30 protein-coding genes are annotated in these 26,682 nt (G+C 34.1%); 14 read left to right on the top strand and 16 right to left on the bottom strand.

The window, feature by feature from the left end; all coding sequences use genetic code 11:
- The first annotated feature begins 161 nt into the window (after positions 1–161).
- From Q5N74_RS06350 to yaaA, 5 genes are all read left to right on the top strand, one after another.
- Complete coding sequence (locus Q5N74_RS06350; protein WP_304387900.1) at positions 162–1,196, top strand: DUF6588 family protein; 1,035 nt, start codon at positions 162–164, stop codon at positions 1,194–1,196.
- Positions 1,197–1,444: 248 nt separating this feature from the next.
- Positions 1,445–2,365 (top strand): malate dehydrogenase, encoded by a 921-nt coding sequence (mdh, locus tag Q5N74_RS06345; protein ID WP_304387899.1) that lies wholly within the window; start codon positions 1,445–1,447, stop codon positions 2,363–2,365.
- Positions 2,366–2,518: 153 nt separating this feature from the next.
- Positions 2,519–3,133: a hypothetical protein gene (locus Q5N74_RS06340; protein WP_304387897.1), complete on the top strand. Its 615-nt coding sequence runs from the start codon at positions 2,519–2,521 to the stop codon at positions 3,131–3,133.
- Between the two features lie 162 nt (positions 3,134–3,295).
- On the top strand, positions 3,296–6,283 hold the full coding sequence (gene secDF / locus Q5N74_RS06335) for a protein translocase subunit SecDF (RefSeq protein ID WP_304387896.1): 2,988 nt from the start codon (positions 3,296–3,298) through the stop codon (positions 6,281–6,283).
- Between the two features lie 276 nt (positions 6,284–6,559).
- Complete coding sequence (yaaA, locus tag Q5N74_RS06330; RefSeq protein WP_304387895.1) at positions 6,560–7,318, top strand: peroxide stress protein YaaA; 759 nt, start codon at positions 6,560–6,562, stop codon at positions 7,316–7,318.
- Between the two features lie 12 nt (positions 7,319–7,330).
- On the opposite strand, the gene Q5N74_RS06325 is transcribed toward yaaA, so the two are convergent.
- Positions 7,331–7,465 (bottom strand): 30S ribosomal protein THX, encoded by a 135-nt coding sequence (locus Q5N74_RS06325; RefSeq protein ID WP_304387894.1) that lies wholly within the window; start codon positions 7,463–7,465, stop codon positions 7,331–7,333.
- A 64-nt stretch (positions 7,466–7,529) separates the two neighbouring features.
- On the opposite strand from Q5N74_RS06325, the gene Q5N74_RS06320 reads away from it, so the two are divergent.
- Complete coding sequence (locus Q5N74_RS06320) at positions 7,530–8,210, top strand: uracil-DNA glycosylase family protein (protein ID WP_304387893.1); 681 nt, start codon at positions 7,530–7,532, stop codon at positions 8,208–8,210.
- A gap of 32 nt (positions 8,211–8,242) precedes the next feature.
- On the opposite strand, the gene Q5N74_RS06315 is transcribed toward Q5N74_RS06320, so the two are convergent.
- The 5 genes from Q5N74_RS06315 to Q5N74_RS06295 are packed head-to-tail and all read right to left on the bottom strand — an operon-like array spanning position 8,243 to position 12,392.
- Entirely contained in the window at positions 8,243–8,719 is a 477-nt protein-coding gene (locus Q5N74_RS06315; RefSeq protein WP_304387892.1) for a DUF192 domain-containing protein, read from the bottom strand.
- A gap of 1 nt (position 8,720) precedes the next feature.
- Entirely contained in the window at positions 8,721–9,650 is a 930-nt protein-coding gene (gene lgt / locus Q5N74_RS06310) for a prolipoprotein diacylglyceryl transferase (protein ID WP_304387891.1), read from the bottom strand.
- 51 nt (positions 9,651–9,701) lie between these two features.
- Positions 9,702–10,793, bottom strand: a complete 1,092-nt coding sequence (locus tag Q5N74_RS06305) for a peptidylprolyl isomerase (protein ID WP_304387890.1) — start codon at positions 10,791–10,793, stop codon at positions 9,702–9,704.
- Between the two features lie 38 nt (positions 10,794–10,831).
- The gene (gene gldI / locus Q5N74_RS06300) at positions 10,832–11,380 is read right to left on the bottom strand and encodes a gliding motility-associated peptidyl-prolyl isomerase GldI (protein WP_304387889.1); all 549 of its coding nucleotides are present in this window, start codon (positions 11,378–11,380) and stop codon (positions 10,832–10,834) included.
- Complete coding sequence (locus Q5N74_RS06295; protein ID WP_304387888.1) at positions 11,373–12,392, bottom strand: bifunctional oligoribonuclease/PAP phosphatase NrnA; 1,020 nt, start codon at positions 12,390–12,392, stop codon at positions 11,373–11,375. Before Q5N74_RS06295 ends, gldI begins: the two co-directional genes overlap by 8 nt.
- Positions 12,393–12,571: 179 nt before the next feature.
- Here Q5N74_RS06295 and Q5N74_RS06290 point away from each other — a divergent pair, with 179 nt between their 5' ends.
- Positions 12,572–12,991: a nucleoside-diphosphate kinase gene (locus Q5N74_RS06290; RefSeq protein WP_304387887.1), complete on the top strand. Its 420-nt coding sequence runs from the start codon at positions 12,572–12,574 to the stop codon at positions 12,989–12,991.
- A gap of 84 nt (positions 12,992–13,075) precedes the next feature.
- Here the strand turns inward: Q5N74_RS06290 and Q5N74_RS06285 are convergent, their stop codons facing one another.
- The 4 genes from Q5N74_RS06285 to Q5N74_RS06270 all read right to left on the bottom strand — a co-directional run bounded on the left by Q5N74_RS06285 (position 13,076) and on the right by Q5N74_RS06270 (position 15,121).
- The gene (locus Q5N74_RS06285) at positions 13,076–13,267 is read right to left on the bottom strand and encodes a cold-shock protein (protein ID WP_304387886.1); all 192 of its coding nucleotides are present in this window, start codon (positions 13,265–13,267) and stop codon (positions 13,076–13,078) included.
- 142 nt (positions 13,268–13,409) lie between these two features.
- A complete protein-coding gene (locus tag Q5N74_RS06280; RefSeq protein WP_034044451.1) occupies positions 13,410–13,601 on the bottom strand; it encodes a cold-shock protein in 192 nt (63 codons plus the stop codon).
- Between the two features lie 97 nt (positions 13,602–13,698).
- A complete protein-coding gene (locus Q5N74_RS06275) occupies positions 13,699–13,995 on the bottom strand; it encodes a DUF721 domain-containing protein (protein WP_304387885.1) in 297 nt (98 codons plus the stop codon).
- Positions 13,996–14,041: 46 nt separating this feature from the next.
- A complete protein-coding gene (locus tag Q5N74_RS06270) occupies positions 14,042–15,121 on the bottom strand; it encodes a DNA replication/repair protein RecF (protein WP_304387884.1) in 1,080 nt (359 codons plus the stop codon).
- Positions 15,122–15,261: 140 nt separating this feature from the next.
- Between Q5N74_RS06270 and Q5N74_RS06265 the strand changes: the two genes are divergently transcribed.
- From Q5N74_RS06265 to Q5N74_RS06235, 7 genes are all read left to right on the top strand, one after another.
- On the top strand, positions 15,262–16,032 hold the full coding sequence (locus Q5N74_RS06265) for a tol-pal system YbgF family protein (RefSeq protein WP_304387883.1): 771 nt from the start codon (positions 15,262–15,264) through the stop codon (positions 16,030–16,032).
- A 1-nt stretch (position 16,033) separates the two neighbouring features.
- Positions 16,034–16,519, top strand: coding sequence for a 6,7-dimethyl-8-ribityllumazine synthase (ribH, locus tag Q5N74_RS06260; protein WP_304387882.1), 486 nt, complete (start codon positions 16,034–16,036; stop codon positions 16,517–16,519).
- A gap of 398 nt (positions 16,520–16,917) precedes the next feature.
- Complete coding sequence (locus Q5N74_RS06255; protein WP_304387881.1) at positions 16,918–17,205, top strand: riboflavin synthase subunit beta; 288 nt, start codon at positions 16,918–16,920, stop codon at positions 17,203–17,205.
- A gap of 3 nt (positions 17,206–17,208) precedes the next feature.
- Positions 17,209–19,062, top strand: a complete 1,854-nt coding sequence (gene mutL, locus Q5N74_RS06250) for a DNA mismatch repair endonuclease MutL (protein ID WP_304387880.1) — start codon at positions 17,209–17,211, stop codon at positions 19,060–19,062.
- A gap of 3 nt (positions 19,063–19,065) precedes the next feature.
- A complete protein-coding gene (locus Q5N74_RS06245; protein WP_304387879.1) occupies positions 19,066–19,833 on the top strand; it encodes a rhomboid family intramembrane serine protease in 768 nt (255 codons plus the stop codon).
- The gene (locus Q5N74_RS06240; RefSeq protein WP_304387878.1) at positions 19,833–20,693 is read left to right on the top strand and encodes a rhomboid family intramembrane serine protease; all 861 of its coding nucleotides are present in this window, start codon (positions 19,833–19,835) and stop codon (positions 20,691–20,693) included. The genes Q5N74_RS06245 and Q5N74_RS06240 overlap by 1 nt, the downstream gene beginning before the upstream one ends.
- Before the next feature lies 1 nt (position 20,694).
- Positions 20,695–21,720 (top strand): endonuclease/exonuclease/phosphatase family protein, encoded by a 1,026-nt coding sequence (locus Q5N74_RS06235; RefSeq protein WP_304387877.1) that lies wholly within the window; start codon positions 20,695–20,697, stop codon positions 21,718–21,720.
- 60 nt (positions 21,721–21,780) lie between these two features.
- Here Q5N74_RS06235 and Q5N74_RS06230 read toward each other — a convergent pair whose 3' ends face one another.
- The 6 genes from Q5N74_RS06230 to Q5N74_RS06205 all read right to left on the bottom strand — a co-directional run bounded on the left by Q5N74_RS06230 (position 21,781) and on the right by Q5N74_RS06205 (position 26,682).
- Positions 21,781–22,089, bottom strand: a complete 309-nt coding sequence (locus Q5N74_RS06230; protein ID WP_304387876.1) for a DUF6122 family protein — start codon at positions 22,087–22,089, stop codon at positions 21,781–21,783.
- A complete protein-coding gene (locus Q5N74_RS06225) occupies positions 22,089–22,712 on the bottom strand; it encodes a WbqC family protein (protein ID WP_304387875.1) in 624 nt (207 codons plus the stop codon). Before Q5N74_RS06225 ends, Q5N74_RS06230 begins: the two co-directional genes overlap by 1 nt.
- Before the next feature lie 112 nt (positions 22,713–22,824).
- Complete coding sequence (gene lepB, locus Q5N74_RS06220) at positions 22,825–24,399, bottom strand: signal peptidase I (protein WP_304387874.1); 1,575 nt, start codon at positions 24,397–24,399, stop codon at positions 22,825–22,827.
- Between the two features lie 63 nt (positions 24,400–24,462).
- On the bottom strand, positions 24,463–25,167 hold the full coding sequence (gene dapB / locus Q5N74_RS06215) for a 4-hydroxy-tetrahydrodipicolinate reductase (RefSeq protein ID WP_304387873.1): 705 nt from the start codon (positions 25,165–25,167) through the stop codon (positions 24,463–24,465).
- 2 nt (positions 25,168–25,169) lie between these two features.
- Positions 25,170–25,781, bottom strand: a complete 612-nt coding sequence (locus tag Q5N74_RS06210; RefSeq protein WP_304387872.1) for a DUF5683 domain-containing protein — start codon at positions 25,779–25,781, stop codon at positions 25,170–25,172.
- Positions 25,771–26,682 (bottom strand): ParB/RepB/Spo0J family partition protein, encoded by a 912-nt coding sequence (locus Q5N74_RS06205; protein WP_304387871.1) that lies wholly within the window; start codon positions 26,680–26,682, stop codon positions 25,771–25,773. Before Q5N74_RS06205 ends, Q5N74_RS06210 begins: the two co-directional genes overlap by 11 nt.

The following is a 26,682-nucleotide window of genomic DNA, read 5'->3' as shown; positions in this document are numbered from 1 at the left end:
TGTCTTTTTTATAAAACACCGTTAAAAGGCGAATTTTTACGATTAAATGTTTATTTATCTGAAATTTTGTATATATTTGTATAATCCTAATTTAATTAGGCGTGTTTAAAAGTTAATAGCGTAAAAGCACGCAATCATTAAAAAAAAAACAAGAGTAACCTATGAAAAAATTAAGCCTACTTATGTTGTTTTGTTTAGCAACAATTTCCTCAAAAGCACAAGATATCGATGCGCTTTTAGCCGCAGGAGTAGATAATGCCGAACGCTTTGCAAACGATTATTTAACGCCAGGAACCAATGGGTTAATGCATAGTATGAATGCCAACTGGTTTAATACAGCTGTCGCAAAACCTTTAGGTGGTTTTGAAATTTCAATTTTAGCAAATGCCGCAACGATTAAAGATGAGCATAAATCATTCTTAATGAATATTGCAGATTATAACAGTGACCCAGATCAAGATTTTACTGTAGAGTTTGAAGATCTTGCAAGTTCCAAGTTAGTGTCAACAGCCTTAGGTGAAAACGAAACAGATGTAGATCTTATTATTAGATATGAAGATCCTCTTTTAGGAGAACAAGAAGAGCGTATTACGTTGCCAAATGGTATTGGTTCGGGCAGTGCAAATTTATTACCTACAGCCTTTATTCAAGGAGCTTTAGGTCTTGGAAGTGGTGTAGAATTAAAAGCACGTTTTGTACCAAAAGTAGATACAGAAGATGTCGATTTAAGTTTATATGGTGCCGGTTTACAAATTGAGTTTACCAAGTGGTTACCTGCCGATAAAATATTACCAGTTGCTGTTTCTGGGTTGGTAGCTTATACCCACTTAGATGCCGCATACGATTTAACAGGTAATTCAGGGTTTAATGGTGAAAACCAACGTCTTGAAAATGATACCAACACCTGGTTGTTCCAATTGATTGCATCAACAAAATTACCCGTTATTAATTTTTATGGCGGTATAGGTTATATCAAAGGGACATCAAAGTCTGATTTATTAGGAACCTATGTTGTTTCTAGTGGGCCTTTTTTATCTCAAACCATTGAAGATCCATTTTCTTTGTCAAGTGAAGTGGGAGCAGTAAGAGGAACCATTGGAACCAAGTTGAAATTAGGGTTTTTCAGATTAAATGCTGAATACCACGTAGGTGAATTTGATGCCTTCGCAGTTGGTGTGAATTTTGGTTTTAGATAATCCTTAATTTTTAAAGAAAATTTTAAAGAATTCAAAATATATAATTGTTTAGTTTTAGTTAGTTTAGTTAATTAAAAAGTGCGAGATTTAATCTTGCACTTTTTTTATTTAGTGTATTTTAATTCGTAATTTAGCATGCTTATAAGCATATAAGTGAACCTTTTGTAATGTGTTAATGAGTCATTTTCATATTTAGAAGGGAGAATATCATTATATCACAGAACTAAAACATTAATAAAAACTAAAAAATGAAAGTAACAGTAGTAGGTGCAGGAGCAGTAGGCGCAAGTTGTGCAGAGTATATTGCCATTAAAGATTTCGCTTCAGAAGTTGTTTTATTAGACATTAAAGAAGGCTATGCTGAAGGTAAAGCTATGGATTTAATGCAAACCGCTTCATTAAATGGTTTTGATACTAAAATTACAGGTATCACAAACGATTATAGCAAAACAGCTAATAGTGATGTGTGTGTAATTACATCTGGAATTCCTCGTAAACCAGGAATGACGCGTGAAGAATTAATTGGTATCAATGCAGGAATTGTTAAATCTGTGTCTTCAAGCTTAATTGAATTTTCTCCAAAAACAATCATTATTGTAGTAAGTAATCCAATGGATACGATGACTTATTTAGTTCATAAATCTACTAAATTACCTAAAAACAGAATTATTGGTATGGGTGGAGCTTTAGATTCTGCACGTTTCAAATACAGATTAGCAGAAGCTTTAGGTGGACCAATTAGCGATGTAGATGGTATGGTAATTGGAGGTCATAGCGATACAGGTATGATTCCTTTAACGCGTTTAGCAACTAGAAATGGTGTGCCAGTTTCAGAATTTTTAAGTGAAGAAAGATTAAACCAAGTATTGGAAGATACTAAGGTTGGTGGTGCTACACTTACTAAATTATTAGGTACGTCTGCATGGTACGCACCAGGAGCAGCAGTGTCTGGAATGGTTCAAGCGATTGCTTGCGATACTAAAAAAGTATTCCCAGTTTCAGCTTTATTAGAAGGTGAATATGGTTTTAGCGATATTTGTCTTGGAGTACCAGTTATCTTAGGAAAAAACGGTATCGAAGAAATTGTTAATATCACTTTAAATGATGCTGAAAAAGCAACTATGGAAGAAAGTGCTAAAGGTGTTAAAGCCGTTAACGATTTATTGTAATATATAAAGTACTTTAGAGTACAACAATTAAAAAAGCCTAAAGTAGCGTTTAATCCCGCTTCTTTAGGCTTTTTTAGTTCATATACCTTTCAACGTCAGAAATTAAAAATGTAAAAACTGTTAAATAATAACCTAAAAAGCTATATTTGGCGCATGAAGGCAAAATGGTGCATTAGTACTTTAATAGTTATATTTACGTTGATGGGGGTTGCCAGCCACCAACAAGTTCCTGTACCTAATCAGGAAATTGTATTGCAATTTGCCCAAACAGAAGCCTTATCCAATCAAGCCAAAAACACCATTGCTAGTGTTAAAGAACAGTTACAAACCATTGGTGTTTATAATGTTCAAGTCGAAGAATTGGGCGATGGAAGTTATAAAATCGCATATTACAGTACCACGAATATAAGCCACGTTAAAAGATTACTTTCAGAAAACGAATTGGCATTAAGTGATAGTCCTTTTAATAAAAGCGAAAAACCAGCCAATTCACGTACTAAAAAACAAACATCAGCCTACAATTTAGATGTATTTGAAATACAGGAACAAGGTGCGAATAGTGGTTTTGGAGGCACGTGTGCACTTGAAATAAAATCAGATTACAACCGGTTCGTTATTCCTATCGTATCGGTACCAACACAGGAAATAGTCGTTAAAAATATAGAACGTCTTGAAAAAGAAGCCTATAAGTTTAGAAAAAACAGCGCTATTACCATAGATAATACGTCTTATAAAATACCCGAAGTTAGGGCAGGACCCCGCTGCTAAAAATATATACTTCTCAATAAGAAATCACTTATTGAACTATGGCTTTCAAAACTTATTTTAAGCTGTAATCATTCAAATTATAATCATAAAAAAACAATTGTCAAGTTACCGGTAAATTCTATATTTGCTCGGTTTAAAAAAATTGACTAAAATAAAATCATAATGCAAAACAAAGGACTCGTAAAGTTATTTGCTGTATTGTTTGGTTTGGTAAGTATCTACCAATTATCATTCACATTCAAAGCAAATCAAATTGAAGCTACTGCTCAAGAAGTGGCGATTAACAAAATTCCGGAATCAGATCCAGATTACCGCGCTAAGCGTAGTGCAGAAGAGGCTAACTACCTGCAAGCTGTAGCTACAGATACTGTATTCAATATTGGTATTGCTAAATTCACTTATAACGATGTGAAAGCAAAAGCCATGAATTTAGGTTTAGATTTAAAAGGTGGTATTAACGTAATTCTTCAGGTTTCTGTAAAAGACATCTTAAAAGGATTGGCTAATAATACTAAAAACCCAGTGTTCAATAAAGCATTGAATGATGCTGAGGTGCTTCAAAAGAACAGTCAAAACACGTATTTAGATGATTTTTTCATCGCTTTTGATAAAATTAAAGGAGATACAAAATTAGCATCTCCAGATATATTTTACACTAAAGCTTTAGATGGTGAGATTGAAGGAAGCATGTCTGATGACGATGTGAAAACGATCATCAGAACAAAAATTGACGAATCAATCGTTTCAGCTTTCGAAGTATTACGTAAGCGTATCGATGAGTTTGGTGTAACGTCTCCAAACATTCAACGTTTAGGGTCTTCTGGTCGTATTTTAGTTGAATTACCAGGTGTTAAAGATGTAGAGCGTGCTACAAGTTTATTACAAAGTACAGCTCAATTAGAGTTTTGGGATGCTTATAAAGGTGAGCAATTCTTTAACTTTTTAGGACAAGCTAATGAAGTTTTAAAAGCAACTGCAACAGCAAGTACAGAAACGGCGGCTACAGAGCCACAGGATGAAGAAAATGCAAAAGATGCTACGATTGATGATCTTTTAGGTGAAGCTGCTACAGATTCTACAGCAGTACAAACTGTAAACCCAATTTTCGATTTAATTCGCGGACAAGGTTACCCAGGTGGTCCAGTAATCGCGCAATTTGAAATTAAAGACAAAACAAAAGTTCTTGATTACTTAAATTCTCCAAAAGTAAGAGCTTTACTTCCTGCTGAAATGCGTTATGCAAAATTTGCTTTTGGTAAGCCAGAAAAGGATAGTGAAATTGTAGATTTATATGCCTTAGTTGGTAATAGAGATAACATTCCTCAATTAAGTGGTGCTGTTGTAACAGATGCTCGTAATGATTTCGGTCAAACAAACAAGCCAACAGTTTCTATGCAAATGAATGGAAAAGGTGCTAAGATTTGGGAAGAAATGACTGGAAAAGCATATACGCAAGGAAGTCAAATCGCGATTGTTTTAGATAACGTTGTGTATTCTGCTCCAGGTGTAACTACAGGTGCTATTTCTGGTGGAAATTCTGAAATTTCAGGAAACTTTACATTAAACGAAGCAGTCGATTTAGCAAACGTATTACGTGCTGGTAAATTACCTGCATCTGCAGATATTATTCAAAGTGAGGTTGTTGGGCCATCATTAGGACAAGAAGCGATTGATAGTGGTACAACCTCTTTCATGATTGCATTAGTATTGGTATTAGTTTGGATGGTACTTTATTACGGAAAATCGGGTGCTTTTGCAGACGTTGCAATGTCTTTAAATATCTTATTAATATTCGGTATTTTATCTGGCTTAGGTGCGGTGTTAACTTTACCTGGTATTGCTGGTATCGTATTAACAATCGGTATGTCGGTGGATGCGAATGTGATTATTTTTGAACGTATTCGTGAGGAAATTGCCAAAGGTAAATCTCAAAAAGAAGCGATTCAAGATGGTTTCAGTAACGCCTTATCATCTATTTTAGATGCCAACATTACTACAGGTTTAACGGCATTAATATTATTTATTTTCGGTACAGGTCCTATTAAAGGGTTTGCAACTACCTTATTAATTGGTATTGGTACGTCTTTATTTACAGCTATTTTTATTACTAGATTATTAATTGACTGGTATGTAAACAGAGGTGGTAAATTAGACTTCTCTACAGCGATTACTAAAAACTTATTCAGAAACTTAAGCATCGAATTCTTAAAGAAACGTAAAGTAGCTTATATCATTTCTGGTGCTTTTATATTAGTAAGTTTAGGATCTTTATTCACAAATAGTTTAGATCAAGGTGTGGATTTTGTTGGAGGTAGAACTTACCAAGTACGTTTCCCACAAGATGTGAGTGCTTCAGAAATCACAGCAACTTTAGTTGGTGCTTTTGGTAGTGCTGATGCTAAAACGTTTGGAGATGCGAATCAGTTAAAAATTACAACAAAATATAAAGTAGACGAAACAGGTTCTGAAGTTGATGAATCTATCAGAAAAACACTTTATACTACATTACAACCTTATTTAGGTGGTCTTTCTTACGATTCGTTTATTCATGAATCAGAAGGAAAATCAGTAGGTTTAATGAAATACTACAAAGTAAGTCCAACCATTGCAGATGATATTAAACAAGCATCGTTCTGGGCTATTTTAGGATCTTTAATTGTAGTTTTCCTTTATATCTTATTCCGTTTCAAAAAATGGCAATTCTCATTAGGTGCTGTTGCGGCAGTATTCCATGATGTATTAATTGTATTAGGTGTGTTCTCTTTAACATACAAATTCATGCCATTTAGTATGGAAATAGATCAAGCATTTATTGCAGCCATATTAACGGTAATTGGTTACTCATTGAATGATACGGTAATTGTATTTGATAGAATTAGAGAATATGTTGGTGAGCATACCAACTGGGAATTTGATAAAGTGGTAGATGTATCATTAAGTAGTACTTTAGGTAGAACCTTAAATACATCGACTACAACATTAGTAGTGTTATTATCTATCTTTATTTTTGGAGGTGAATCTATTAGAGGTTTCATGTTCGCATTAATAGTAGGTATTATAGTAGGTACATACTCATCGTTATTTATTGCAACACCTTTAATGTATGACAGCATTAAAAGAGGAGATGATAAAAAGAAACTAGAAGAGTAAGCGTTCTTTTAAATAAGTTTAAAAAATCCCAATAGGTTTCTATTGGGATTTTTTTTGTTTTTAATTTTAGTGTTAATATTTAGCATGTCAATTACTTTATCTTATTGCAGTATTAACAAATACTTGCTATCTAAGTTTCTATTATTAGTTTGTAGTTGTAACTTTGAGTTTATAATAAATGAGAGAATGAAACTTCCATAACGAGGGCTCAATACAAAAGGAGCGTAACCATATAGGAAGTAACAAGTGACCAATTAAAAGCAAATAATAAAACGGATGAAATTAGTATTGTCACCAGCAAAGTCGTTAGATTTTGAAACGAAGTTACCAACAACACAACATACAGAACCACAGTTTTTAGACCAATCTGAACGTTTAAATAAATTGCTTAAAAAGAAATCGGCCAAAAGTTTATCGAAGCTTATGAGTATTTCCGATGCCTTGGGGCAATTAAATTACGGGCGTAATCAAGAATGGGAATTACCTTTTACACCAGACAATGCCAGACCAGCTATGTATGCCTTTAGTGGCGAAGTATATAGAGGCTTAGATGCTTTTAGTTTAGCTGAAAACCATATAGAAGCAGCACAAAATACAATACGTATTATCTCTGGCCTTTATGGCTTGCTAAAACCTTTAGATTTAATACAGCCTTACCGTTTGGAAATGGGGACTAAATTTCCGGTTGGCAAAAACAAAAACCTATATGCGTTTTGGCAAAAAACGATTGCTAAAGCTTTAAATGAAGAGTTAGAAGCTGGCGAGATTTTATTAAACCTTGCGAGTAATGAATACTTTAAAGCCGTCGATCTTAAAGCCCTAAAAGCGCCTGTAATTACGGCTAATTTTAAAGATTTTAAAAATGGCGAATACAAAATGATTATGACTTTTGCCAAACAAGCCCGTGGGTTAATGGCGCGCTATGTAATAGAGACTAACGCAAAAACCATAGATGATATTAAAGGTTTTAATTACGAAGGCTATAATTTTAGCGAGCCTATGTCTACCGATACGGAATTAATTTTTATTAGATAGCATGCGGTGAACTTACATAGCAAGGGCTTTTTTGTCTATGCTAATTTTGTTTTCAATAGATGGTTTCTTTTTTATTCTAGGACGTCTAGCACCAAAAGTACCTCTGTTTATTTTACCTCGTTTTGTTTTTTTATCTCCTTTTCCCATAGTTTTTAATATTTTTTTTAATACTGATAAAATACAAAATTCATTCTAAAAACCAAAGTAAAAGTTGTTTAAACATACCCATCCATACCAACCTTTTATTCAACCAGATACTAGTAAATTAATTGTGGGTACACTGCCACCACCGCGGTTTTCAACAGGTGAACTTTTGGAGAAAGATGTTAATTTTTGTTACGGAAGTTATTACAATTCGCTGTGGTTGTATATAGATAAGATTCATAATCTTAATTTGAAATATGATAATTCTCAAGAAGCGATTGATGAACGTAAAGCCTTTTTAATCACTCATAAAATAGGGGTTTGTGATATTGTTGAAAGTTGCGAACGTGATAAAATGGATGCGTCCGATTTGGGAATGAAAAACATAAAGCTTAGAAACCTATTGGGGTATTTAAAAGCACACCCAAGTATAAAAACGCTTTTGTTTACTGGCGGAAATAGTAAAAATGGTCCTGAATATTTCTTTAGAAGACATTTGAAGGACTTCGGGTTGAAATTAGAAGTTGTTTCATCAGAAGTACCCAGAGTGCATCAATTCACGCTAAATGATGGTTTGAATGGTGTTGAAACTACTACGCGAATTATTAAAACCGTTTCCTTAACATCCGGTTCTGGTGCAGCGAATATTTCGATAAGTAAGCTGCCTTTATACAAACATTTAAAAGCTAAAAACCCTCAATTCAATACCACAGAATTTAGAGTGATGCAGTACCGAGAGTTTTTTTAATACGGGTGCTACTTATATTAAAATTCAATTTGTTATTCACTAAACTGAACACCATCTCCCACAGCAAGCAACCATGCATCTGCTAGACCAGCGTTAACTTCCAAAACGTATTTGGCAGGGAGGTTTGATGGTAGCGCCGTTTCATCGAAGGGTTTGGCGTTTTTTTGAAAACTGACGATCTGTTTAGCTTCATCAATATAAATAATATCTAAGGGTATTTTAGTGTTCTTCATATAAAAATACCGTTCGGTCACATCATCAAAAACAAACAGCATACCTTGGTTTTCTTTCATAGAATCTCTGTACATTAATCCCGTTTGAATATCAAAATCAGTATCTGCGATTTCAATATCTAAACTAATTTCAGTGGAATCGGCTCGTTTTAAAATAGTCAGGTTACCTTCCTTTTTAAATAAAATAGCTGTTTGCGTTATAACTTTTTTGTCTTCCTTGCAAGCAAAAAGACATAAAGCTAAAATAGAAAATAATGTAAGTTGTTTAAAAAACATCCTATTTGACAGTAACCTTAGGTTTGTAAACAAACATGAAGTACAAACCAATAAGTATAAAAGGTATGCTTAACCATTGCCCAGTATTTAAACCAGACCAGTTAATATACTCTTCACCTTGTGGCTCTTTTACAAATTCTACGAAGAAACGAATACTCCATAATAGTATTAAAAACAAGCCGAAAAGGAATCCTGGTTGGTCTCTTTTTGTTGTTTTAGAATAGAAAAACCATAGAATTATAAATACAAAAATATAGCAGAACGATTCGTATAATTGGGCAGGGTGGCGGTAAGGTACAGCATTAAGCAACTCTACAAATTGAGGGTTGTTTGTTACGGCATCATAAGCCTGTTGCACATCTTTAATACCCGTTAATTGTGTGATTTGGCTTTTGTAGTATTCATCTTGAATGAATCGAACTCCAAATTCTGAAGTCGTAATTTTTCCAATAATTTCAGAATTAATAAAGTTACCAATTCTAATAAAAATAGCACCAGAAGCTACCGAAATAACCACACGATCCAAAATCCATAGTAACGATTTGTAATTGTATTTTTTACGATACAAGTACATACCTATAATAATACCAATAGCAGCACCATGGCTTGCAAGGCCTTGAAACCCTGTAAATTCGAAACCACCTTTAAATTTAACGGGAAGGAAAATACTAAGAAAGTCTTCGGTGATTAATTCCGACTGGTAAAATAAAACATGCCCCAAACGTGCCCCAAGCATGGTAGCCAGAACCGTGTAAATAAATAAAGGGTCTAAATAATCTAAGGATACTTTTTCTTTTGTGAAAATACGCTTCATGATGTACCAGCCTAAAACAAAGGCAACAACCCACATAAGGCTATAGAAGTGTAATTTAAAAATTCCAAAAAGGTCGATGCCTGTTATAGGATTCCAATCAAATTTTAATAGGTACATAGATTTTTAATTTTCAGCGTTTTATTAGTATGCTTTTATTTTTCTTTGAATTTACTTTTGAAGTGTTATAACTTCGACTTCAAAAATTAAATTGGTTTTTGGTGGGATGGCTCTGTTTCCAGTTTCTCCATAAGCCAAGTGGTACGGAAGGAATAAGGTTGCCTTATCGCCTTCACGTAATTGTTGTAGCCCTTCTTTAAACCCGGCAATCATTTGTGCATTTGGGCTTAAACTGGCTTCGATAGGTTGGTATTGGTCGGCTGCTTTTCTACCTTCATTAACAATACCATATAGTTCTGCTACTTCTAGTTTGTTGGTGTCTAAAATTCTACCGTCTTCAAAATATAAACTGTAGTTGGTTAAAACTTTACTGGTTTCTTTTAAATTTTCACCTGTACCATTTTCAGTAATGGTGAATTTTAAACCCGAAGCCAATGTTGCAGCCTGTTCTTTTTGTTTTATGAATTTGTTTTTGGTATCATTTAAAAGGGCTTCCGCTTTAGCTGCTTTTTCTTTTTCTAGTTTTTCAGCTTTAGCAAAATGGTTGATGAATATTTTGGGTGCATCAAAGTTTTTAGCGCCTTTCCCTTTTTTAATAATGTTTAATTTTTTTAAAACAACATCTTCAATAGGTTTATTACCAGGACCTACTTTTACATTTGAAATACTGTCTAGCACATCAAACCCTAAAACAAGTTCACCAAAAACAGCATGTTTGTTATCTAAATGAGGTTTAGGAATTTCTGTAATAAAAAACTGGCTACCATTGGTGTTGGGACCCGAGTTTGCCATTGATAAAACACCCAATTTATCGTGTATTAAATCGGGGTGAAACTCGTCCATAAATCGATAACCAGAACTGCCTGTACCCGTTGCTGTAGGGTCTCCACTTTGAATCATGAAATTATTCATCACTCTGTGAAAAGTAAGACCGTTATAGAATTTTTTTCCTTTAAACGCGCTGTCTACTAAGGTGTTTGTGCCTTCTGCGAGCGATACAAAATTTGCAACGGTAATAGGCGTTTTTTCATAAGCCAATTTGGCGACCATAGTGCCGTGATTAGTAACAAACTCAGCATACATACCATCTTCTAGGTCGGGGTATTGTGCTTGACACGATGTAATGCCTATTAACAAACTCATTAATAGAATCCTGAAACAATTTTTAATTGGGGCCATTACTATTTAGTTTGATTTTGGGTAATAGAGTTGATAGTCACTTCACATATTAATGGTGTGTTGCTTCCTATTTTATCTTCATCGCCATAATAACCATAGGCTTTTTGTGAAGGAAACATAAAAGTGGCAGTTTCACCTGTCTTTAAAAGCTTTAAACCTTCACGAAGTCCGGTAAATAATTCTTCACGATCCATCGCATAATTTTGAGTTTTAAGAGCGTCTTTCGAATATATTAAAGCGCCATTAAGTGCTTTTACATTATAATTGAAGTTAACAAGGTCTCCAAATTCTGGAGTTATTAACGAATCAATTTCAACTTTCGTGTTGTAGTAATACCAAAACCCACTTTCTGAAGCGATATAATTATTGTCTTTATGCTGCTTCATTAGTTTCTCTATCTGAGATTTCTCACGAGCATATAATTTTTTATTTCGTTCTATGGAGGCATCAATGAAAGAACCAGAAGTTACCGAAACGGGGCGCCTGGCTTCAGGTTGTTTACAGCTCATGGCTGCTAATAAAATAAAAGTAAGTAGGATAAATTTATTCATTATTTAGGGCTTTATTATAACTAGGCAATATACTAATAAATTTTTCAACTGTATCGGTTAATGATAAGCTGCTTTTGCCACCAGCAGCATTTGTGTGGCCGCCACCTTCAAAATGCGCTCTAGACATCTCGTTAACAGAAAAGTTACCCGAAGAACGCAGAGAAATTTTTATAATGCCTTCCTGCCTATCTTCTATGAAAATAGCTGCTAAAACTACGTTTTCTAAAGAAAGACCATAGTTTACAATACCTTCCGTATCCCCTTTTTTGTAATCGTATCGATTTAATTCTTCTTGAGAAAGCGTTATATAGGCTGCTTTCGATTCTGGAATAACTCTTAAATTAGTAAGGGCACAACCTAATAATTGCAAGCTATTGAAGCTGTTAACATCGTAAATATTATTATGAATTTCAGTTTTGTTGGCGCCTTTATCTATTAAGTCGGCTATAATTCTGTGAGTTTTACTGGTTGTTGATGGGAACCTGAACGATCCTGTATCGGTCATAATACCAACATACAAACAGGTTGCAATGGGTGTGTCTATGGTATCTAAATCACCTAACATATCAATAAAATGATACACCATTTCACAGGTGGAACTCATGCTAACATCGCTAAAAACGTATTTGGCATAATCATCTGGTGCTTGGTGGTGGTCAATCATTATTTTAATAGCACTACTTGCGGCTAGAACGGTTTCCATGTTTCCAGAGCGGTGTAACGCATTAAAATCTAATGTAAAAATAAGGTCGGCATCATCAATTAATCGTTCACAAGCTTTCGTTTGCGAATCGTGTTTTAAGATGTTTTGTTCACCTGGAATCCATTTTAAAAAGCTAGGATAATCGTTTGGTGTTATAACTTGTACGTGGTGATTGCTTTTTATAAGGTAATGATACAGGCCTAAAGTAGAACCAATTGCATCGCCATCGGGATTTTTATGAGGGACAATTACTATCTTTTTTGGGGTTGATAATAGGTGCTTTATATTCGTAATATCTTGTGTATTCATAGTTCACGAAGATACAATTTTTTTAAAATTCGATTGGCTTGTTTTTAATGATAAATACCTTATTTTTGCAGCAAAATTAGAAACGGTTTGTTAGTTTGTTTTCTGAAAAATTATTTATGATAATTTGATGAAGGCTAATTTATCAAATTATTAAAACAGAATAAATTTAAAATTAGAAAATGGCAACAAATAGAACATTTACCATGCTAAAACCAGATGCTGTAGAAAAAGGGCATATTGGTGCAATATTAGAAAAAATTTCAGCTTCAGGATTTAGAATTGTTGCTATGAAATTAACGCAAATGACCACTAAAGATGCGCAAGCTTTTTACGCTGTACATAGTGAGCGTCCGTTTTTTGCAGATTTAGTGGAATACATGACACGTGGTCCAATAGTAGCTGCCGTTTTAGAAAAAGAAAACGCCGTTGAAGATTTTAGAACTTTAATTGGTGCTACCAATCCTGCTGATGCTGCAGAAGGTACTATTAGAAAAATGTTTGCAGATTCTATAAGTGAAAATGCAGTACATGGAAGTGATAGTGATGAAAATGCTGCTATTGAAGGTGCTTTTCATTTTTCTGGTAGAGAGATGTTTTAAGACTTTAGAAAAGTATATACATAAAAAATCCCGCAACATTGTTGCGGGATTTTTTTGTGTCTTAAAAAAATTAAATAGTATCTATTAAATTACTTTTACATTTACTGCGTTTAATCCTTTTTTACCTTCTTTTAAATCAAATTCAACAGCGTCGCCTTCACGAACTTCGTCAATTAAACCTGAAATGTGAACAAAGTGTTCTTTGTTTGAACCGTCTTCAACGATGAAACCAAATCCTTTGCCATCGTTGAAAAATTTTACTGTTCCTTTACTCATACTTTTAAATATTAAATTAGTTTTATAAATGTAATGCAAAAAAATATGAAAAAAAAAATGTTTTTTTACGAAAGTTTATTAAAGCAAAAAAGTCTATCAATATGATTGATAGACTTTTAATGTAATTGTTAAAGTATATGTATTAGATTACTTTTACGTTTACGGCGTTTAATCCTTTTCTACCTTCTTGTAGATCGAATTCAACTGCATCACCTTCACGAATTTCATCGATAAGTCCTGAAATGTGTACGAAATGTTCTTTGTTGTTGTCATCTTCAGTGATGAATCCAAAACCTTTAGAATCATTGAAGAATTTTACGGTACCTTTACTCATTGTGTTTATTTATAAAAAATTAAAGGACAAAGGTAGTATAATTATTCATACAATGTTGTTTTTTGTGATTTTTTTTATTTTTAAGATATTTTTCTAATTATCTTAAGATCAATTTCTTAATAATTTCTTTCCCTAATTCCTCATTAAGCATCTTAATTATTTTTTCTTTTCCGTAACTTAATTCTTCTCGTAATACGCTAGAATTTAGTTGAATGTAAAGGGTGTCGCGCTCTAAACTTACAGAGGTGGTGTAATTGTTAACGCCATTCCCCATAAGGTTTGCCCAAGCATCGGCGACATTTACTTTGTTCAAGCCTTTTTCTAATCTATTGGTTTCAACAAATTCCTTAAGTGCATCGGAGATACTAATCTGTTCGTTGTTACGTTTTGCCATGGTTATTAGTGGTGTTATGTTATTGTAGTGCGTGTACTGTCTAAATTTACAACTTAAAAATTTCATAAGATTGATGCACTTGTTTTACCGCATTTTCTGTACGTTCTGCATGTGTATCACTTATAAATAGTTGTCCGAAATCTTCATTATCAACCAGTTTTATTATTTGACCAACGCGATTTTCATCTAATTTATCAAAAATATCATCAAGTAATAGAATCGGGTTTACGTTACTTCGCGCCTTAATAAAATCGAATTGTGCCAATTTTAAGGCGATTAAAAACGATTTTTGCTGCCCTTGACTTCCGAATTTTTTAATAGGATGGTTTTCAATATTAAAATGCAAATCGTCTTTATGTATACCTACACTTGTGTATTGTAAGGTTTTGTCTTTATTAATGTTTTTTTGCAACAGGGTTGTTAAGTTGTCTTCAAACAAATCGCTGTGGTAATTTAATTCGACTTCTTCATTACCATTGCTTATCGCCTGGTAACGTGATTTAAAAATAGGAATGAATGTTTGCAGAAAAGCATCACGTTTTTCAAAAATAACCGATCCGAAATCATTTAATTGGGTGTTATAAACGTCTAACGTGTCTTTATTAAAGGTGTGGTTTAACGCGAAATACTTTAATAAGGCATTACGCTGTGCTAATATTTTATTGTAACTAATAAGGGTCGTTAAGTAGCTTTTGTCACTTTGTGATATAACACTGTCTATAAATTTTCTGCGGGTATCGCTACCTTCTATAATCAAATCCCTATCAGCAGGCGAAATAATAACTAAGGGCAAAAAACCAATATGCTCGCTAAACTTATCATAAGCTTTGGCGTTTCGTTTAATGACTTTGGTTTGGCCGCGTTTTAAACTAATGACTACTTTTTCCGTTTTATTTTCCTTTTCATAATCACCATTAATCACAAAAAAGTCTTCATCGTGCTTTATATTTTGAGATGCTACCGGGTTAAAATAACTTTTTCCGAAGGATAAATGGTAAATAGCATCCAACACATTCGTTTTTCCAATACCGTTATTACCAACAATACAGTTTATCTTATCGTTAAAAACGAAAGATTTACTATCGAAATTCTTGTAATTAAGTAATGAAAGTGATTTTAAAATCATAAAAAAGATAGCTTAAACGGTATAAAGAATGGTGACTCTTTAAAAGGATGTGCAAATTATTGAAAAATATCAAATAAATACCCTTTTAGTTATGAAGAAAAATTATATTTTTGCGGCGCATTAAAATTTAGACACTATACATGGCGACTTATAATAAAAGAGGTTACAAACCAAAAACAAAAGAAGAAAAGGTAGAAGAAGTAGAACAACATTCTACTACTGCTGAAGTTTTTAATACACTTGATGAATCTGCATCAAAAACAGAAGAGTTTGTTGAAAAGAACCAAAAATATATCTTTGTTATAATAGGTATTGTAGCTGTAGTTGTTTTAGGATATTTAGGTTACAACGAGTTTGTGTCTAAGCCAAAACAAGTTACTGCGATGAACGATATGTTCCAAGCGCAAAAATACTTTAACGATGCTGTAAACGGTACTGCTAAAGATTCACTTTATACTTTAGCCTTAAAAGGTGGTGAAGGTAAATTTGGAATGTTAGACGTTATTGAAGAACACGGTGGTACACCATCTGCTAACTTAGCGAACTACTATGCGGGTACTGCGTATTTACATTTAAAAGATTACAAAAATGCTATTAAGTATTTAAGTGATTTTAAAAGTGATGATGAAATATTAGCTCCGTTATCTAAAGGTAATATTGGTGATGCATTTGCACAATTAAATCAATCTGAAGATGCTTTAGATTATTATGAGCAAGCTGCTGAATTACGTAATAACGAATATACAACACCTATGTATTTATACAAAGCAGGGGTGATTGCTTTAGAATTAGGTAAAGCAGATAAAGCGCTTACTTATTTTAATAAGATAAAAGAAGAATTTCCAAACGCATCTGAAGCTGGAACCATAGACGTTTTTATTGGTAAAGCTCAGGTATTGGCAGGTAAATAATATGGCGACCGTAAACAAAAATTTATCTGATTACGATAAAACAACAATCCCAAATGCGAACAAGTTTCGATTTGGGATTGTTGTTTCAGAATGGAACGATACAATCACTGAAGGTTTGTACCAAGGGGCATATGATGCGCTTATAGAAAATGGTGCATTGCCAAGTAACATCATCCGTTGGGATGTTCCAGGTAGTTTTGAACTTATCTACGGAAGTAAAAAAATGCAGCAACAAATGGTAAATGCCGTTATTGCTATTGGTTGCGTTATTCAAGGCGAGACCAAACATTTCGATTTTGTGTGTGAAGGCGTTACTCAAGGTATTAAAGACCTGAATGTGATGAATGAAACTCCTGTGATTTTCTGTGTACTTACAGATAATACCATGCAGCAATCTATCGATCGTTCTGGCGGGAAACACGGTAATAAAGGAACAGAAGCGGCTATCGCTGCTATTAAAATGGCTGAACTGCGTAAAAACAGTTAATAAAACAAACAATTTTATAATTCCAAATTCCAATAGGGTATAGTTATACGTTTATGGAATTTGGAATTTATTTTTTGGAATTTTTTAGCATTTCAATCTTCGGTTTCTGCCTATTTTTAAGTATTTTTGAGGGATAAGAACGTATTCACTTTGTTGAAGCAAAACAAACATAAAACCTTTAATTTTCGACCTTCCCTTTCAAAAGAAAAGGTTTTAGATACTCACTTAGAAGACTCTAAGGATAAAGACTTTGCTGCTAAGTGGAAACGCAATAGCGAAAGAACCCGAAAAGTTAAGGGCGCTATGCCAATACGAACACTCATTATAGTTTTGGTATTATTATTGATTTGCATGTATTTACTCGATAAGAAATACATGTAACCAAAAACTTAGAAATTATGGGCATTTTAAAACCAAGAAAAAACAAGAAGTTTAGCTATACACCGCGTTATTTTGACGATAAAGGTGCCGGTAATCCGTTCGAAATTAAACATAAATTTGACGAATATAGAAAAACGGTTGGAGGCAATACAGGGCTTAAAACTAAGATTGTAAACGCTTTCGACGACCTTAAAAATAACCCAGACAAAAAAGCCGATAAACGTATTTTAATTATTGTTGCGGTGCTGGTTTTAATATTTTTAGCAATTATCGAATTCGATTTATCTATATTCTTTTCTAAATAATACATGGCAGACATTATACAGCTATTACCAGATCATGTAGCAAATCAAATAGCTGCTGGAGAAGTTGTACAACGTCCTGCTTCGGTAGTTAAAGAGCTATTGGAGAATGCTATAGATGCCGATGCATCCATTATCAAACTTATTATAAAAGACGCTGGTAAAACCCTCGTTCAAGTGATCGATAACGGTAAAGGCATGAGTACAACCGATGCGCGTTTGAGTTTCGAACGTCATGCCACTTCTAAAATTCGAACTGCAGACGATCTTTTTCATTTAAATACCAAAGGGTTTCGAGGGGAAGCCTTGGCGAGTATTGCTGCTATTGCGCATGTAGAGTTGAAAACCAAGCAAGAGCAAGATGAAGTTGGGAATAGTATTGTGATAGAAGGCAGTACCATTGTATCTCAAGAGGTTGTGGTAACACCAAAAGGAACTTCTATTTCTGTTAAAAACCTGTTTTATAATATTCCGGCGCGTCGTAATTTTTTAAAATCCAATACGGTAGAATTACGCCATGTTTTCGATGAGTTTCATCGTGTAGCTTTGGCGCATCCTTCTATTAGTTTCGCTTTATACAACAACGGAAGCGAATCGTTTAACCTGCCTATTAGCAATTATAGACAGCGTATTGTTAATATCTTCGGAAATAAAACAAACGAAAAACTGGTGCCTGTTGAAGAAGAAACCGAAGTTTTAAATATTTCGGGCTTTGTAGGTAAACCAGAATACGCCAAAAAAACAAGAGGCGAGCAATACTTTTTTGTGAACGATCGTTTTATTAAAAGTCCGTATTTAAATCACGCCATTTGTTCGGCATTCGAAGGTTTACTTAAAAGTGGTAACCATCCCAGTTATTTTTTAAATTTAACGGTCGATCCACAAACAATTGATATCAACATTCATCCCACAAAAACAGAAATAAAGTTTGATGATGAGCATACGCTTTACGCCTTGTTACGATCGGCAGTAAAACATAGTTTAGGGCAATTTAATATAGCTCCCGTTCTTGATTTTGAGCGTGATGCTAATTTAGATACGCCATACAATTTTGGTAATAAAGAATCAAATACACCTGTTATTGAGGTGGATAGAAGTTATAATCCGTTTAAGGAGAATAACTATACAGCAGTAAAACAAACACCCACTTTTAAAAAGCAATCGACATCCAACTGGGATAGTTTGTATGTGGGGTTAGAGTCGAAAGGAACAAAAACAGACCACGATTTTAGCGAAGTTCATTTTGAAAGTGAAGAAACAACCATTTCTGCTTTTGGAGATGATAATAAAATAGAACAAACAAAAACGACTTACCAACTACATAATAAGTACATTGTAAGCACGATTAAATCGGGTATGTTGGTTATCGATCAGCATCGGGCGCATCAACGTATTTTGTATGAAGACTTTCTAAAGAATTTAACAATTAAGGAAGGTGTGAGTCAGCAATTGTTGTTTCCGTTAGAATTGCATTTTTCTTCACAGGAAATTCAAATTATAAACCAATTAAAAGAAGATTTAGAACATACTGGTTTTGTGTTTTCAAACGTTACTAATGAAACTATTGAAATTACAGGCGTTCCCGTAACTGTTCCAGAGAGTGAAGTGTCTATTATTTTAGAACAATTAATTAGTGATGTTGAAAATGAAGTGCCCGATACGCATTTTAGCGCTACCGATTTATTAGCAAAATCGATGTCGAAAAGTTTAGCTATTAAAGCCGGACAATCATTACAAAAAGATGAGCAAGAGCATTTAGTAAATAAACTATTTGCATGTAAGGAACCCAATGTATCACCAACTAATCGAACCACATTTATAACGATGAGTGTGGATGAATTAGATAAAAAATTTATATAAACTATGATGCGAATTTCTGAAACCGTTAAGCATTTAATAATAATTAACGTCCTGATGTTTGTTGGAACGTTGTTTGTTGCAAACGGGGCTTTTTACGAATGGTTCGCCATGTACTTTCCAAAGAACGATTTGTTTCAACCTTGGCAAATTATAACGCATATGTTTATGCATGGTGGGGCTTATTTGGATGATTTTAGCATCATGCACTTGTTGTTTAACATGTTTGCTTTGTGGATGTTTGGATCGCCGGTAGAGCAGGCTTTAGGCTCTAAACGGTTTTTATTCATTTATTTTTCGGCAGGTTTAGGGGCTGTTGCTTTGCAAGTTGGATATTATTATTTCCAATACTTGCCAAGTTATAATTCTTTAATTGCTTCGGGGTTAAATCCTGGTCAAATAACAGAAATGCTTACTAGTAACAAGGTTTTTGGAGGTGTGTCTCAAGCACAACTCGCGGAATTACAAAATATATTCCCTGTGTTTAATGCATCAATGGTAGGTGCTTCAGGCTGTATTATGGGTGTTATGGTTGCTTTTGCGATGATGAACCCAAATGCTGAATTGATGCTTATATTTTTGCCTATCCCTATAAAAGCGAAGTATTTTATACCTGGTATTATTATTTTAGATTTAATTTCAGGGGTTACAGGACAGTCCTTTTTTAGTCCTAGTAACACGGCTTATATGGCGCACGTTGGTGGGGCACTTACTGGCTTTATTATTATGTGGTATTGGAAGAAGTATCAGTTTAACGGAAACCGTTGGGATTAATGACTATAACACAAGACATAAAATATAAATTAGCTAACCTTAATGTGTTAGAAAGAATTATAGCTGTGAATGCAGTTGTGTATATTCTTAGATTTCTTATAAGTTTAAATTGGTTTGAGTTGCCAAGTAATTTAGGCGATTTTGTTCTGAAGCCTTGGGCAATAGTTAGCTATGCTTTTGTGCATTATGATTTTTTTCATATCCTGTTCAATATGCTTTGGTTGTATTTTATAGGGCGTATGTTTTTAAATTTATTTAGTCCTAAAATGGCTTTGAATATATACTTTCTTGGAGCCATGTCTGGCGGACTATTGTTTATGGTTTGCTACACTTTATTTCCAAGTGTATTTGGTGCCAATTCTAGTTTAGTTGGTGCATCAGCTGCAGTGCGAGCCTTATTAATTTTTCTTTGTGCTTATATGCCCAATCAAGATGTGCGGTTTTTTATGTTCAACATAAAACTGTGGTATGTTGGCTTAGCCATTGTGCTTTTAGATCTTTTTGGTGTTGTTAGCGGAATTAGTAATCCTGCAGGCGGAAATGCCGGAGGAAATTTGGCTCATTTGGGTGGTGCTTTATTAGGCTATTTTTACGCAAAACAATTATTAAAAGGTGATGATATTGGTAAAGGTTTTGAGCGTTTGGTTGATATTATTATCAATACCTTCAAGGCTTCAAAAAAAGGACCATTAAAAACAGTTCATAAAAATAAAAGTAAAGTTGGCGGTTATACTAAAGGTGATTTTAGTGAGTTTAATAATCAAAAGCAAATTGACGTTATTTTAGATAAAATAAGTAAAAGCGGTTATGATAGTTTAACGGCTGCAGAAAAAGAATTTTTATTTAGGGCAGGGAAGTAGCATGAAAAATTTAAGCATCATTAATAAGATCATCTACGTCATCAATGTATTGGTTGCGGTTGTTCTATTGCTTGCTTATGCCTTACCTTTTTTACCTCCTAGAACCTTTTCGGTACTATCTGTACTTAGTTTAAGTGTGCCTTTTTTAATTCTCTTAAATGTATTGTTTTTTCTATACTGGTTACTTCGGGTTAGAAAACAACTTATGGTGTCACTGGTGATACTTTTAATTGGCCAGATGGTATTTGGGTCGTTGTATCGATTTGCTTCTTCAAAAAAGATTGAAAACGCCAATAACATAAAGGTGATGAATTACAACGTGCGTTTGTTTAATTTGTATGATTGGATTCCAGATAAACATATAGATACTAAGATAGTCGATTTTGTGAAAACAGAAGCCCCAGATATTTTGTGTATTCAAGATTATCGACCTAATGATCAAGTCGATTTGTCTTTCTTTAACCATAAATTTCAAAAAATTTCTGGTAAAAAAATACAGAATGGGCAAGCTATATTATCCAAATTTCCAATTATAAATTCGGGTTCTTTAGAATTTCCAAACACATTTAATAACGGTATTTTTGTTGATGTTGTTAAAGGGAAGGATACCATTCGCGTGTACAATATTCACCTTCAATCTTTGAAAATTGATACGGATGTTGAAAAACTAAAGCAAGAAAGTACGACTCGTATTTTTAAGCAAGTTGAAAACACTTTTAAGAGACAGCAGTTTCAATCGGAGATATTTTTAGAGCATAAAAAACAATGCCATTATAAGACGATTATTTGTGGTGACTTTAATAATACGGCCTATTCTTATGTATACCGAAAAATTAAAGGAGATTTAAATGATACGTTTAAGGAAGCAGGAAATGGGTTTGGGCGTACTTATGAATTCAAATTCTTTCCAGTACGTATTGATTATATCTTTTCAGATGAAGCCTTTGCTGTAAATGGGTTTAAAGCCTATAATCAGCTGTATTCCGATCATTATCCTATTATGGCGACTTTGAGTCTGGGAGAGTAGTTTACAGACGTAGTATTCAATAAAATTTCCTTTAGCTTAGAACATGCGCAGCTGCAAAAACTACATGAGTGAGCAATCTACTGTATCAGCAATAATGTGTATCACCAAACCTAAACCAATCAATCTGGTTTTCTTCGGAATTAAAAGTAAAACATAAAGACCCATAGCGTAATAGGTGTGTAGCGGGTGGAAGTTAATGCTGCATCTGTTAGGATCGAAAATGGGGTTAGACAAAAGGTGATCTAAATCTATTAGCATTCCTAAAACCATGATAAGGTAGGCGAATTTCCAATTCGATTTATAAAAAAGCAATGCCACCGCTAACGGAATTAAAAAATGGCAACCGTAATGTGCAACAGTTTGTAACATTATAAAGGCGCTAAAGTTTGAGCTTCTAAATAACTTAAGGCGTTTGGGCCTTCATTAAATAATAAATCTAAGATACTTAAGTTTGGTATAAAACCATGTTTATAGCTAAATACTTGAGTATAGGTGTCAAATGTTTGTGCTTCCTCTTTTTTGGCGTTTACCAAAGGTCTGTAATCAGAAGTGTTTTCAATTGTTTTCTGGTATACTTCAGACTTTGAAGTCTCTAAATCAAGCTGTAAACAGTCACAAATAACTTCAAAACATTTTAAATTATAATCTAAAATATAATCTTCTTTTTGGTTGAATAAAGGCTGTAATTCATCTTCATAAAACTCAAAGAAAGGTGAGGTTCTGTAAGCAGAAAGTAATGATTTCCAATGTAAATCTTGCCATTTGGTTTCATTAAAAATTTTAACATCGCGGTACTTTTGCCTGTTTTTTTGTGTGTGTATTACAGGAATGTTTAGCGCCAGTATGCCGTTTGCTCCATAAATATAAGCACGGTTTCTGTAGGTTTGTTTTAGAAAATTATCGTCCACTTCAAACATAACATGTTCTGCTTTTGCAATAGCTACAAAATGCGCGATGTTTGGAAGGTATGTGGGGTGTATTATAATGTTCATTTATTGTCTTCTTTCATTCTTGCTTTTCTTTTCAATATGTATTATAGCAAGAATCCTTCAAGAATAATTCAGATGAAATGAAAGAGATTCCCGCTTTCGCGGGAATTACGTCTTAACTGTTTTGTTTTCTGGCTCTCCATTTGTTAAACCCGAACCATGCTAATGCTAAAATAAGAAAAGGAATTAGGAAAGAGGTTGCCTTACCTGTACCGCTTACAGTTGTGAAGAAACGATCCCAACGTGGTTTTTTACCATCCCAACTCATCCAGATAAATACAGGTTTACCAACAACGTGATCGAATGGTACAAAGCCCCAAGCTCTAGCATCTATGGAATTATGGCGGTTATCACCCATCATCCAATAATAATTTTGTTTGAAGGTGTAGGTAGTTGCTACCGCACCATTTATTAAAATCTGATTCCCTTTTACTTGCAGCGTATTGTGCTCATATTCTGTAATTACACGTTTGTAAAGAGGTAATACGTTTAGGTTGATGTCTATTGTTTTTCCAGCTTCAGGAATGTATAATGGACCAAAAAAGTCAACATTCCAATTGTAATTAGGGTCGTGTGGAAAAATATTGGAGTCTCTAACACCTTTCTCTTGGATGTTAGGTGTGATGCTTACCACATTGGGGTTGTCTTTAAATTTATCTAAAGCTTCATCTGAAATGGCAGAGAAATAATAGGTGTTGTTAGAGTTAGGAATAATGCCAAAACCATCAGTAATGTCATAACGTTCCTTTAGGAAAAGTGGGTTGAATTGCGATGTTTTAGGTTGTACGTAGTAGCTAAATTGTAAGTGCGCTCTATCTGGTAATTCGTTTTTCTTCCCGTTGATGTAAACAAACCCGTCTCGAACTTCTAAAGAGTCACCTGCAACACCCACACAACGTTTTACAAGGTTGGTTTTTTTGTCGATTGGTTTGTAATAGTTTCTGTCTGGACGAAAATTGTTCATGTCCAACAAGGTATCCGCAGGTTGATTGAAAACTACGATATCGTTTCTTTCAATATCCTCGAACCCAGGAATTCTAAGATAGGGTAATTGTAATTTGTTTTTCCACGAGTTACTTCCTTTGTGGTCATCAAATACGTATGATTTCTTTTGTAAAAATGGAATAGTATCATGTACCATAGGTGCTCCAACAGTGGTCATTGGCACACGTGCACCATAATGAAACTTACTAACAAATAGAAAATCGCCTACTAATAATGATTTTTCTAATGAAGATGATGGAATGGTAAACGGTTGAATAAAATAAGTATGTACAATAGTAGCGGCTACAATGGCAAATAGAATAGAACTTACCCAATCGCCAGCGCCAGATTTAGGTTGTAAGCTTCTGTTCTCAATATATGTAACATCGGTAGCGTAATTCAAATAAAAGTTATAAAACCCTAAAGAAATAACGGCTAAAAAAGTGTCTAAGTTGCTGTTTTTGCCAAAACTACGAGCGGTTTCAACCCAAACTACGGCAAGCATTATCATGTTAACTACAGGTAAAAATAATAAGATAACCCACCACCACGGACGATTAATAATTCTCATTAATACAACCGCGTTATAGACTGGTACAAAAGCTTCCCATGCCTGTCTTCCTGCTTTAATGTATAATTTCCAAGTACCTAAACCGTGGATTACTTGAATAATTAGGATGAAGATAAACCATTGCATCAATGTCATAATCGTAGTTTTTTATTGTTTTAGTAGCTAAACTTAGTCAGGTTGTTACGCGTTTTGTGGCTGTTAACCAATATTTAACACATCGTTCATTGTGAAAACGCCTGTTTTACCCGCAATCCATTCTGCAGCAATAACGGCACCTAAAGCAAAACCTTGCCTGGTATGTGCCACGTGTTCTATGGAAATAGTATCGACTTCACTTTCGTAATTCACGGTGTGCGTTCCTGGAACATCTGCAATACGTTTTGCAGCGATAGGAATGGTTTTATCTGCAGTCTCTTCTAATTTCCAAGCTTCAAAATTTGCATTGTTAGCGATGATGTCGTTTGCTAAAGAAATGGCAGTTCCGCTAGGAGCATCTAATTTTTGTGTATGGTGAATTTCTTCCATAGTCACATTGTACTGTTTTAAAGTACTCATCATCTTTGCAAGCGTTTTATTAAGCTCGAAAAAGATGTTTACACCTAAACTATAGTTTGAAGCATAAATAAAAGCACCTTTCTTTTCTTCACATAAAGCAACGGCTTGGTCATAATTGTCTAACCAACCTGTTGTTCCTGAAATTACAGGAACCTTGTTATTTATACAATTTGAAATATTATTAAAAGCTACGGATGGAATACTGAAATCTATAGCAACATCGGCTTTTGTAATATCATACCCTTCATCATCTTTATCAACGGTTAAAACAATGGTATGCCCACGTTTAATAGCAATTTGCTCAATGGTTTGTCCCATTTTTCCGTATCCAAGTAAAGCAATGTTCATAATTAAAATTTAAAGTTTAAAGTTAGTCCGAGATTACTTGTTGCATCAATCTCATTGATTCTAAAATGTGGTGCCAAAGATAGGTTTTCATCTACATTATATTGCATTAAATGTGCATCTACATTGGCATCAATAATGTTTAAGGCATAAATACCGATAGTTACCAAAAGTGAAATTTCTTTGTTTTTGCGGTAAAAATCTTGACCTCGTTCTAAACCATCTGTGGTTACACGTGGTGTTGATAGTTGGTTTCCTTCGGTATCAAAATAAAACTCATCGGTAGTTAAACCTGCAAGTCTACTTTTATAGGCATCTCTATAGCGGTTGTATTCTTTGTTGTTTGTGGAGTAAAAATAGATTCCCGTTGCCAACCCACCATAAACGATGGGGATTTTCCAGTAGCTTTTGTTGTAGGCTTGCCCTAAACCAGGCAATACAGCCGAGTAAAAAGCAGCTTTTGCAGGCGAAAGCGGATTATAGGGTTTTTTAACCGTTATAATGGAATCGATAATAAGGCCTTCGGGTAGCTCTTTTTTTTTGTTTTTGTCTTGCGCTGTTACAAAGCAGCAAAATAATAGTGAAAATAGAGTGGCTGTAAAAAGTTTATTTGGCACCTTCAACTAATTTTTTAATACGATTAAAATCTTCTTCAGAATGAAACGGAATCGTAATTTTTCCTTTTCCATTCTTAGAGACTTTAACGTCTATTTTATGTCCAAAGTATTCCGAAAAGGTTTTAATCCCTTCTTTTATATGGCTTGGAGATGCTTCAGGTTCTTGATTTTTAGGTGCTACTTTTACTTCTTGGGTGGTATTGTAGTTACGAACCAGACTTTCAGTATCTCGAACAGATAATTCATTTGAAAGTACTTTTTCGTAAATGTCTAACTGAATACTAGTGTCTTCAATAGTAATTAAAGCACGACCATGTCCCATAGAAATAAACCCATCACGCATACCTGTTTGGATAATGGGGTCTAAGCGTAACAAACGCAAATAATTGGTGATGGTAGAACGTTTTTTACCAACACGTTCACTCATTTGCTCTTGCGTTAAATTAATTTCATCAATTAAGCGTTGGTAGGATAAGGCAATTTCAATAGGGTCTAAATCTTGACGTTGAATATTTTCAACCAAGGCCATTTCTAACGATTCTTGATCGTTGGCAATACGTATGTATGCCGGAATGGTTTCTAAACCTAATAATTTAGAAGCTCTAAAACGACGCTCCCCAGATACTAATTGGTATTGGTTAAAGCCTAATTTCCTAACGGTTATTGGCTGAATAATACCTAATTCCTTAATAGATGTCGCTAATTCTCGTAGTGATTCTTCACTAAAATTAGTACGCGGTTGAAACGGATTTACTTCAATAAAAGCAATATCCAATTCAATTATATTTCCAACAACTTTATCGGCATTTTTATCTTGTGCCGATTGAATATCGTTACTTGGATCTTTTAATAATGCTGATAAACCTCTTCCTAAAGCTTGTTTTTTAATTGCCTTAGCCAT

The organism is Mariniflexile sp. AS56, assembly GCF_030552475.1.
Lineage (GTDB): Bacteria > Bacteroidota > Bacteroidia > Flavobacteriales > Flavobacteriaceae > Mariniflexile.
This window is presented reverse-complemented; position numbering and strand designations above follow the sequence as displayed.

Excerpts from the sequence above, each read along its gene's own strand:
- Q5N74_RS06290 (WP_304387887.1), top strand. The coding sequence starts at position 12,572 with ATGGCAACAAATAGAACATTTACCATGCTAAAACCAGATGCTGTAGAA.
- yaaA (WP_304387895.1), top strand. The coding sequence starts at position 6,560 with ATGAAATTAGTATTGTCACCAGCAAAGTCGTTAGATTTTGAAACGAAG.
- Q5N74_RS06235 (WP_304387877.1), top strand. The coding sequence starts at position 20,695 with ATGAAAAATTTAAGCATCATTAATAAGATCATCTACGTCATCAATGTA.
- mutL (WP_304387880.1), top strand. The coding sequence starts at position 17,209 with ATGGCAGACATTATACAGCTATTACCAGATCATGTAGCAAATCAAATA.
- secDF (WP_304387896.1), top strand. The coding sequence starts at position 3,296 with ATGCAAAACAAAGGACTCGTAAAGTTATTTGCTGTATTGTTTGGTTTG.
- Q5N74_RS06340 (WP_304387897.1), top strand. The coding sequence starts at position 2,519 with ATGAAGGCAAAATGGTGCATTAGTACTTTAATAGTTATATTTACGTTG.
- Q5N74_RS06315 (WP_304387892.1), bottom strand. The coding sequence starts at position 8,719 with ATGTTTTTTAAACAACTTACATTATTTTCTATTTTAGCTTTATGTCTT.
- Q5N74_RS06225 (WP_304387875.1), bottom strand. The coding sequence starts at position 22,712 with ATGAACATTATAATACACCCCACATACCTTCCAAACATCGCGCATTTT.
- Q5N74_RS06305 (WP_304387890.1), bottom strand. The coding sequence starts at position 10,793 with ATGAGTTTGTTAATAGGCATTACATCGTGTCAAGCACAATACCCCGAC.
- Q5N74_RS06265 (WP_304387883.1), top strand. The coding sequence starts at position 15,262 with ATGGCGACTTATAATAAAAGAGGTTACAAACCAAAAACAAAAGAAGAA.
- Q5N74_RS06230 (WP_304387876.1), bottom strand. The coding sequence starts at position 22,089 with ATGTTACAAACTGTTGCACATTACGGTTGCCATTTTTTAATTCCGTTA.
- ribH (WP_304387882.1), top strand. The coding sequence starts at position 16,034 with ATGGCGACCGTAAACAAAAATTTATCTGATTACGATAAAACAACAATC.
- Q5N74_RS06295 (WP_304387888.1), bottom strand. The coding sequence starts at position 12,392 with ATGAATACACAAGATATTACGAATATAAAGCACCTATTATCAACCCCA.
- Q5N74_RS06285 (WP_304387886.1), bottom strand. The coding sequence starts at position 13,267 with ATGAGTAAAGGAACAGTAAAATTTTTCAACGATGGCAAAGGATTTGGT.
- gldI (WP_304387889.1), bottom strand. The coding sequence starts at position 11,380 with ATGAATAAATTTATCCTACTTACTTTTATTTTATTAGCAGCCATGAGC.
- lgt (WP_304387891.1), bottom strand. The coding sequence starts at position 9,650 with ATGTACCTATTAAAATTTGATTGGAATCCTATAACAGGCATCGACCTT.
- mdh (WP_304387899.1), top strand. The coding sequence starts at position 1,445 with ATGAAAGTAACAGTAGTAGGTGCAGGAGCAGTAGGCGCAAGTTGTGCA.
- Q5N74_RS06275 (WP_304387885.1), bottom strand. The coding sequence starts at position 13,995 with ATGGCAAAACGTAACAACGAACAGATTAGTATCTCCGATGCACTTAAG.
- Q5N74_RS06280 (WP_034044451.1), bottom strand. The coding sequence starts at position 13,601 with ATGAGTAAAGGTACCGTAAAATTCTTCAATGATTCTAAAGGTTTTGGA.
- Q5N74_RS06350 (WP_304387900.1), top strand. The coding sequence starts at position 162 with ATGAAAAAATTAAGCCTACTTATGTTGTTTTGTTTAGCAACAATTTCC.
- Q5N74_RS06240 (WP_304387878.1), top strand. The coding sequence starts at position 19,833 with ATGACTATAACACAAGACATAAAATATAAATTAGCTAACCTTAATGTG.
- Q5N74_RS06205 (WP_304387871.1), bottom strand. The coding sequence starts at position 26,682 with ATGGCTAAGGCAATTAAAAAACAAGCTTTAGGAAGAGGTTTATCAGCA.
- Q5N74_RS06255 (WP_304387881.1), top strand. The coding sequence starts at position 16,918 with ATGGGCATTTTAAAACCAAGAAAAAACAAGAAGTTTAGCTATACACCG.
- dapB (WP_304387873.1), bottom strand. The coding sequence starts at position 25,167 with ATGAACATTGCTTTACTTGGATACGGAAAAATGGGACAAACCATTGAG.
- Q5N74_RS06325 (WP_304387894.1), bottom strand. The coding sequence starts at position 7,465 with ATGGGAAAAGGAGATAAAAAAACAAAACGAGGTAAAATAAACAGAGGT.
- Q5N74_RS06245 (WP_304387879.1), top strand. The coding sequence starts at position 19,066 with ATGATGCGAATTTCTGAAACCGTTAAGCATTTAATAATAATTAACGTC.
- Q5N74_RS06270 (WP_304387884.1), bottom strand. The coding sequence starts at position 15,121 with ATGATTTTAAAATCACTTTCATTACTTAATTACAAGAATTTCGATAGT.
- lepB (WP_304387874.1), bottom strand. The coding sequence starts at position 24,399 with ATGACATTGATGCAATGGTTTATCTTCATCCTAATTATTCAAGTAATC.